Annotated in this window: 7 protein-coding genes and 1 tRNA gene; 3 read left to right on the forward strand and 5 right to left on the reverse strand. The window is 62.6% G+C overall.

Annotated elements, in window-relative coordinates:
* Positions 1-862, forward strand: an 862-nt coding sequence (locus EOD15_RS23230; RefSeq protein ID WP_148129623.1) for an ATP-binding cassette domain-containing protein, incomplete at its 5' end; no start/stop codon positions are given.
* Between the two features lie 33 nt (positions 863-895).
* Here EOD15_RS23230 and EOD15_RS23235 read toward each other — a convergent pair.
* From EOD15_RS23235 to EOD15_RS23255, 4 genes are all read right to left on the reverse strand, one after another.
* Positions 896-1240 (reverse strand): hypothetical protein, encoded by a 345-nt coding sequence (locus tag EOD15_RS23235; protein ID WP_127322421.1) that lies wholly within the window; start codon positions 1238-1240, stop codon positions 896-898.
* Positions 1241-1459: 219 nt separating this feature from the next.
* Positions 1460-1903, reverse strand: coding sequence for a hypothetical protein (locus EOD15_RS36915; protein ID WP_245463744.1), 444 nt, complete (start codon positions 1901-1903; stop codon positions 1460-1462).
* 6 nt (positions 1904-1909) lie between these two features.
* Positions 1910-2125: a hypothetical protein gene (locus EOD15_RS23245; RefSeq protein ID WP_164762022.1), complete on the reverse strand. Its 216-nt coding sequence runs from the start codon at positions 2123-2125 to the stop codon at positions 1910-1912.
* Positions 2126-2910: 785 nt separating this feature from the next.
* Positions 2911-2987: transfer RNA gene (locus EOD15_RS23255), tRNA-Pro, on the reverse strand.
* A gap of 200 nt (positions 2988-3187) precedes the next feature.
* Here EOD15_RS23255 and EOD15_RS23260 point away from each other — a divergent pair.
* Positions 3188-4708, forward strand: coding sequence for a phosphomannomutase/phosphoglucomutase (locus tag EOD15_RS23260; RefSeq protein WP_127408865.1), 1521 nt, complete (start codon positions 3188-3190; stop codon positions 4706-4708).
* Positions 4709-4719: 11 nt separating this feature from the next.
* A complete protein-coding gene (locus EOD15_RS23265; protein WP_127322297.1) occupies positions 4720-6960 on the forward strand; it encodes a mannose-1-phosphate guanylyltransferase/mannose-6-phosphate isomerase in 2241 nt (746 codons plus the stop codon).
* A gap of 7 nt (positions 6961-6967) precedes the next feature.
* Here EOD15_RS23265 and betB read toward each other — a convergent pair.
* Positions 6968-8115: betaine-aldehyde dehydrogenase (gene betB / locus EOD15_RS23270; RefSeq protein ID WP_127408866.1), on the reverse strand; the 1148-nt coding region annotated here is incomplete at its 5' end.

Consider the following 8115-nt stretch of genomic DNA (forward strand, 5'->3'; position numbering starts at 1 on the left):
GACCGGCAGCAAGGCGCCGCCGCCCGCCAATGCCCCGGTGCTGCTCGAAGGCAGGAACGTCACTTCGACATTCCTGCCTTCGAGCAGCACCGGGGCATTGGCGGGCGGCGGGTTTCTTGCTGGTGAACCGCTGATGCTGCGTGCCGTCGATCACATCTCCATCCGGCTGCAGCGCAACCAGACCATCGGCATCGTCGGTGAATCCGGCTCGGGCAAGTCGACCCTCGGCCGCGCCTTGCTGCGGCTGTTGCCGAGCGACGGGCTCATCCGTTTCGGCGATCGCGATATCTCCCAAGCCGACCGGCAGGCGATGCGGCCGCTGCGGCGCCAGATGCAGCTCGTCTTCCAGGACCCGTTCGGCTCGCTGTCGCCGCGCATGACCGTTGGCCAGGTCATCACTGAAGGACTTCTGGTGCATGAGCCTGATCTTTCAGGCAAGCAGCGTGATCAACGCGCGGTCGAGGCCTTGCGCGAGGTCGGCCTCGACCCCAACGCACGTAATCGCTACCCGCACGAATTCTCGGGCGGCCAGCGGCAGCGCATTGCCATTGCTCGCGCCATGATCCTGAAGCCCAGGCTGGTGGTCTTGGATGAGCCGACCTCGGCGCTCGATCGCTCTGTGCAGAAACAGATCGTCGAACTGCTGCGCAAGCTGCAGGCGGACCACGAATTGTCCTATCTTTTCATCAGCCATGATCTGTCGGTCGTGCGCGCCATGGCCGACTACATCATCGTCATGAAACAGGGCAAGATCGTCGAGGAAGGGCCGACCGAGGCGATCTTCAGCAATCCGCAGCACGCCTACACGCAGACGCTGATGGCCGCCGCGATTGACGTGACGCGATTTCGGCTGAGCGCCTGAACCGGGCTCGGCACCGAGGCATTGGCTGTCCGCTCAATTCGCGGACCTCGGGCACTTGCGCGCTCGCACAGCGGCAATGGCATCCTGTTGCTGCTTAAGCCGGTCGATCCTGGCTGTTTCGCGGTTGGCCACCGCGGTCTTCACGCGTGAGCCGCCGAGCAGCCAGCGTGGAACATTGGTGTTGGTGACCTTGCCGCGCGTGATTGCCGTTTGCGAGATGTCACGGGCGACGTCTCCCATCGCACTGTCGAGGTCGGTGCATGTCATCGAATCGTATTTCGCTGGATCGACGGTTCTGCCGAGCGATGAACAGCCAGCGACGAGAACCAGCGTCATCACAAGGATCAAGGGCGGGATTGTGGTTGAATTCAAATTCATGTCGCACTCGGCCCGCCGTTTCACTGACTCCATCAGGTCCATCGACCCTAAAGCCGACGCACCTTTTCGTCAAAATATGCGGCCGCGAACCTGCCACTGGCCCGGCCTTCCGGCCGGCGCAGGAACATTCTCAGCCACTCGAATTGCTATCTGGCGCGTGTTGGGTTCAATCGCTGGTGAACGGAGAGGGCCCGCCCCGGCGACGCCGGGCGGCCTTTCCTACGCTGCTTCGGCCACGAGCGTCGACGGGGGGCGCCCGCCGAGCACTGTCTGAGCGATGTCGGCGTCATTTTCATCGACATGCGCCGTCACCAGAACCACCCCCTCGGCAACCTCCTGACCATCCGCTTTCATGGCGGCCATGGCGAATGTTCCAAACAGACCGCCGGCAACGCTGCCACAGACCGCACCCGCCACCGCTGTTGGCAGCACGCTCGCAGCAACAGGATTGGTGCCATAGGCCGCAACGGCGCTCAGGCAGGCCAACACGCCGGCGGCAGCGCCAAGTAACGATCCCAAAGCGGAAACCCGAAGAGATCCCGCCTCGTCATTGTAAGGCCCGATGATGGCGATCTGTACGCGAGGAATTCCGGCCGCCACCAAGTCGCTGGCAACCCGCGCCGCATCGGCGGGGGAATCAAAAAGTCTGCTAATCGTCGGCATGGTCGCTTAACGCTTCTGGCTGTTCAGCTGCGTGTCGGTGAGGAATGACGCGGCAATCAGGTCGTCAATCTCGATTCGGCCCTCGCGGCCCTCCATGATGGCCGCGACCTTCTGGAAGGTCTTCATCTCGTCTTCGGTAATCTGGGCTTCCTGCATCCTGGCTTTGATCTCTGTCATGCGCATGCCCAGGGCATGGGATCTTTTGGTCTCACGGTTCGACATGCTGCTGCTCTTTAGTTTTTCATTGATCATTTTTGCCCGCCACCCGAATTTGGGGCAAGGGCAAGCGTTTCCAACCTGGACTTCGGTCGGGCAGGGGCCGGACTTAAGTCTGGTCGTGGGCACATGATCGGGACGCGTGCCAAGAGGCCTCTCGTGGCCCCACTCCCATCCAAACTCGACTCCCATCAAGAATCGGGGCCGGATCCCTGCGTTAGTACCCGTCGCTCGATCACCGCGGGATGGTGCCGATGGGTTAGGACGAAACCTGTCACGACAGTGCTGTCGTGGTGATGATGCCGGCGCCCTATGATCATGGGACGCACGACGGAACATTAGGCGTGCCTGATGGTTTATTTCTCGCAGCCGGGATCACGATTTGGTGTCTGCTGCAGATCAGTCGGCAAAGGCTGGTCGGCCCGCGTTCTCCGCCAGAGGCGCGGGCTTCCCCAGGCAGCAGGAGAGAGATCATGAACAACATCATTTGGCTCGTTGGAGCTGTAGTCATCGTGATAGCGATCTTGAGCTTTTTTGGCCTCCGCTGAGCGGAAACGCGCGTACCAGTTGAGATGTTTTCCGGGATCTGTCCGCGAGCGCAGGCATGAAGGCATCAGGCGGCCGGTTGGACCGTCTGGTTACTGTCCAGTGCAACAGGCATCGCTGTCGGCCGAGTCACAGAGGCACGGCGAATAGAAATTCGCCCATCCGACTGACGGGGGACGCGAGTAGTCTCGCTTGAGCGGCAGGTGGAGCGCCGAAGCCGGGATGCGCTAACTCTTTGTTTTCTCTGGTCGGAGTGGCAGGATTTGAACCTGCGACCCCCTCGTCCCGAACGAGGTGCGCTACCAGGCTGCGCTACACTCCGTGACCAGACCGCGGGCTTATAGCCGCCACACTTGGTTCCTGCAAGCGGCACGGCGGCACTTCTGTCGCATTTCGTCGGCTTTCGTCGAGCATTGCCCGAAAGGCCCGGATTCCCTTCCGGAATAAACGTGGCCTAAAGCCTTGTGTGCTAAGCCGCAGCCCTCGACAATTCGTAATTTCTGCCATTCGGAGTTTCTAGTCTTGTCCTTCAGCATCGTTGGCGACGCCCGGCCCAACAGTTTCGAATTCGAAACCGAAGCGCTGATCAAGGCGTCCGGCTTTCGCGAATATGACGCGCGCTGGTGGTTCGGCCATCCCGGCTCCGCGCAACGACCGGAACTCAATCTGATCGGCGTCCAGGCGCTCGGCATGGGGCTTGGTACGCTGATCCGCCGTCTCGGCGCCGGTCCCGATATCGTCACCGGGCATGATTTCCGCTCCTATTCGCTGTCGATCAAACTGGCCCTGGTGTCCGGTTTGATGGCCGCAGGCGCACGGGTGAGGGACATCGGACTGGCGTTGTCGCCGATGGCGTATTTCGCCCAGTTCGCTTTGGATACGCCCTCGGTCGCCATGGTCACCGCTTCGCACAACGAAAATGGCTGGACTGGCGTCAAGATGGGTGCTGCGCGGCCGCTGACCTTCGGCCCGGAAGAGATGAGCGCGCTGAAGGCGATCGTGCTGGCAGGTGATTTCGATCTCGTCGGCGGCGGCTCCTACGATTTCATCCGCGACTTTCGCGCGACCTATCTCGACGATCTGACCCGCGACAAGCGCATCGCCCGAAAGCTGAAAGTGGTCGCAGCCTGCGGCAATGGCACCGCCGGCGCCTTCGCGCCGCGGGCGTTGCAGCGCATCGGCTGCGAGGTCATCGCGCTCGACGTCGAGCTCGACCATACATTTCCGCGCTACAATCCCAATCCCGAGGATATGCGGATGCTGCATGCCATCCGGGACAAGGTGCTGGCATCAGGCGCCGACATCGGCCTTGGCTTCGACGGCGATGGCGACCGCTGCGGTGTCGTCGACAATGAAGGCAATGAAATTTTTGCCGACAAGGTCGGTGTGATGCTGGCAAGGGATATTTCCAGCCAGCATCCCAACTCGACCTTCGTCGTCGACGTCAAATCGACCGGCCTGTTCCATACCGACGCAATGCTGCGCGCCAATGGCGCCGTCACTGACTATTGGAAAACCGGCCATTCCTACATCAAACGCCGCGTCGCCGAACTCGGTGCTGTCGCCGGTTTCGAAAAGTCAGGTCATTTCTTTTTCAATCCGCCGATCGGGCGCGGATATGACGACGGGCTGGTCACCGCCATCGCCATCTGCCAGATGCTGGATCGCAGCCCGGGCAGTTCGATGGCCGATCTTTATCGCGCGCTGCCGCTGACCTTCGGCACGCCGACCATGTCGCCTCACTGCGCGGACGAGGTGAAGTATGGCGTGGTCGAACGGGTGGTTGCCGATTTTCAGACCATGAAACGGGATGGAATGGTTTTCGCCGGCCAGAAGATCGCAGACCTGATCACCGTCAACGGCGTGCGCGTCGTCGCCGACGACGGCACCTGGGGGCTGGTGCGCGCCTCGTCGAACAAACCGGAACTGGTCGTGGTTGTCGAAAGCCCGGTGTCGTCGCAGCGTCGACGGGAGATGTTCGAGGCTGTCGACGCCGTGCTGCGCCGCAGCCCCGAGGTGGGCGCCTACAACCAGACCTTTTGAATGGTAGTTGAATGACCGAGCGGATTGTCAGTTTTGTCATGAGCGGCGGCGTCGGCTCGAGGTTGTGGCCGCTGTCGCGCGAGGACAATCCCAAGCAGTTCCACGATCTGTCCGGCGATGGCTCGATGCTGGCCAAGACCTTGCGTCGGCTGACGGCCCGGCCGGAAGGCGAAACGCCGATCTTCCTGATCGCCGCGGAGCGCCATGCTGATCGCGTTCACGCCGATCTTGCTGGTCTCGACCTCGCCGGCGGCGGTCCGCTGTTCGAGCCGACCGGGCGCAACACAGCCGCCGCCGTCGCACTGGCGACGCTGCGCACGCTGTCCGAATTCGGTGACAGCCTGGTGCTGGTGGTGCCGTCGGATCATGAGATATCGACCCCGCGCCAATTCTGGCAGAGCGTCGAAGCCGGCACCGAGGCAGCGCGTAGTGGACGGCTGGTGGTGTTCGGCATCAAGCCGACACAGCCCGAGACCGGCTACGGCTATATCGAGGTCGCGGCCGAAAGCGGCGGCACCTTCGATGTGTCGCGCTTCGTCGAAAAGCCGGATATTGAGACTGCGCAAAGCTATCTCAAGGCCGGAAATTTCTACTGGAACACCGGTATCTTCCTGTTTCGCGCCGTCGCCATGCGTGATGCCTTCATAGCGTTCCAGCCGGATATCTGGCTGGCCACCGAAGCAGCTTACAGGGCAGCGACATCGGATCTGTCCGGCCTTTACATGCCGCTAGAACTCTACGCCGCCATTCCGTCGAACTCGATCGACTACGCCATCATGGAGCGGGCAAAAGACATCGCCATGGTGCCGGCCGGCTTCCGCTGGAACGATCTCGGCTCCTGGCAGTCGCTGCTCGATGTCGGCCCCGCCGACGACCGGGGCAATGTCATCATCGGCGATGTCGTCGCTATCGATTGCGAGAATTCCTACATTCGCAGTGATGGCCGCCTGCTGTCGGCGATCGGCATGAAGGACATCGCCATCGTTTCGACATCGGATGCCACCTTCGTCGCCCCGGTCAGCCACAGCCAGCACGTCAAGAAGATCGTCGAGCAGCTCGAAAAATCGGGTCGCCTGGAAACCAGGTTCACGCCGGCGCATGACCGCGTCATCGAAAGCGGCGCCTGGCGCCGGCGCGTGCATCACTGGCTGTTTCAGGAGACCTTGCCGCTGTGGTCGACATCGGGGGTCGACGAACGCCATGGCGGCTTTCACGAAGCGCTCGGCCTGGACGCCTCGCCGCTGATGAAGCCCAAGCGCATGCGCACCATGGCAAGGCAGGTCTATGCTTTCGCCGTCGCCCGAGCGCGCGGCTGGGACGGTCCGGCCGACCGGCTGATCAGCCACGGCATCGCCTTCATGGCCGGCAAGGGCCGCACCGACAAGGGCGGCTGGGTTCGGACGCTGAATGTCGACGGTTCGGTCGCCGACGCCACCGAGGATGCCTACGATCATTCCTGCGTGCTCCTGGCGCTCGCGCATGCGCATATGTCTGGCAATCCAGACGCCTTGCGCCTCGGCGAGGAAACCTTCGCCTTTCTCGATGCGCATCTCGAAGACAGCCGCATGACCGGCTTCCTCGAGACATCGGACGGCAAAGGCGAGCGCCGCTCCAACCCGCATATGCATCTGCTCGAGGCCTTCCTCGCTTGGCATCAGGCGACTGGCGAGCGCGCCCATCTGCGCCGCGCAGCGCGCATCATCGACCTCTTCCGAAGTCATTTCTTCGATCCGGAAAGCTGGACGCTTGGCGAGTATTTCGATGCCGAATGGAAGCCATCCGCAGGAGAGAAAGGGTCATGGACCGAGCCTGGCCACCATTTCGAGTGGGCCTCGCTGCTGGTCGATTTCGCTGGACGCAGCGGCCAGGCCGAATTGAGCGGCTTTGCCAGAAAACTTTACGCGTCGGCCACCGCCAATGGCCTCAACCGCGCCACCGGCCTTGCCTATGGCGCCGTCTCGCGGCAGGGCCTGCCGCTCGACCTGATATCACGCAGCTGGCCGCAGGCCGAAGCGGTGAAGGCGGCTATCGCGCTGGATGGTTCGGGCGGGCCGGACCTGAAGCCCGAGATCGAAGCGCGCGTCGGCCGGCTGTTTCGCTGGCACATCGACCCGGCGCCGCTCGGCCTGTGGATCGACCGCATCGACGAGCGCGGCCGCTCACTGGCATCGGACGTGCCGGCCAGCATCTTCTACCACCTGGTCTGTGCGCTGACCCAGTATCTGGATGGGACGGCCGATCCGAAGGCGTAGGACTTGATCAGTACGGGCTCGCCACATCCCCGGTCTCGACATAGATCGACTTCAGCTGCGAATAGAGTGCCAGCGCCGCCAATGAATTCTCACGTCCGATGCCCGACTGTTTGAAGCCGCCGAACGGGATTTCGACCGGCGTCAGATTATAGGCGTTGATCCAGCAGGTGCCGGCCTGCAGCTCGGCAATGACGCGGTGGGCGCGCGGCAGGTCACGCGTGAAGACGCCGGCGGCAAGGCCGAATTCGGTGTCGTTGGCGCGGTCGATCACCTCGTCCTCACCGTCGAATTTCAGCACGCTCATGACAGGCCCGAAAATCTCCTCGCGGGCGATGCGCATTGTGTCGGTGACGCCGGTGAACACCGTTGGCTCGACAAAGAATCCGCCCTGGAAACCCTGCAGCGAAGGCACGTTGCCGCCACAGGCAAGCGTTGCTCCGTCCTGCTTGCCGATCTCGATATATCCCACTACCTTGTCGTGCTGCGCCTTGGAAACCAGCGGTCCCATCTGGGTTTCGGGGTCGAGCGGGTCGCCGATGCGGATTTTCTTGGTCCGCTCGATCAGACGCTCGACGAAGCGGTCGTGAATGCCGCTCTGCACGAAGACGCGCGTGCCGTTGGAACAGATCTGCCCGGTCGAATAGAAATTGCCGAGCATGGCGCCGCCAATGGCGTTCTCGATGTCGGCATCGTCGAACACGATCAGCGGCGACTTGCCGCCGAGTTCCATCGTCGCGTGCTTCATCTTCGAGCCGGCCAGCGACAGCACCTTGCGGCCGGTCGGCACCGAGCCGGTCACCGAGACCTTGGCGACGACATCGTGGCCGACAAGCCCGGCGCCGACATCGCCATAGCCTTGCACCACGTTGAACAGGCCATCAGGCAGCCCGGCCTCGCTGTAGATCTCCGCCAGTGCGAGTGCTGAAAGCGGCGTGTTTTCCGATGGCTTGAACACCATGGCGTTGCCCATGGCGAGCGCCGGTGCCGATTTCCAGCCGGCGATCTGGATCGGGTAGTTCCAGGCGCCGATGCCGACACAGACGCCGAGCGCTTCGCGCCTTGTGTAGGCGAAGGGTCCGCCGAGATCGACCGACTCGCCATTGTAGGCGGCAACCGCACCGCCGAAATATTCAAGGCAGTCCGCTGCCGATGGAG

The organism is Mesorhizobium sp. M7A.T.Ca.US.000.02.2.1 (assembly GCF_003996995.1).
In the GTDB taxonomy this organism is placed as follows: Bacteria; Pseudomonadota; Alphaproteobacteria; order Rhizobiales; family Rhizobiaceae; genus Mesorhizobium.

Excerpts from the sequence above, each read along its gene's own strand:
- EOD15_RS23235 (WP_127322421.1), bottom strand. The coding sequence starts at position 1,240 with ATGAATTTGAATTCAACCACAATCCCGCCCTTGATCCTTGTGATGACG.
- EOD15_RS36915 (WP_245463744.1), bottom strand. The coding sequence starts at position 1,903 with ATGCCGACGATTAGCAGACTTTTTGATTCCCCCGCCGATGCGGCGCGG.
- EOD15_RS23245 (WP_164762022.1), bottom strand. The coding sequence starts at position 2,125 with ATGTCGAACCGTGAGACCAAAAGATCCCATGCCCTGGGCATGCGCATG.
- EOD15_RS23265 (WP_127322297.1), top strand. The coding sequence starts at position 4,720 with ATGACCGAGCGGATTGTCAGTTTTGTCATGAGCGGCGGCGTCGGCTCG.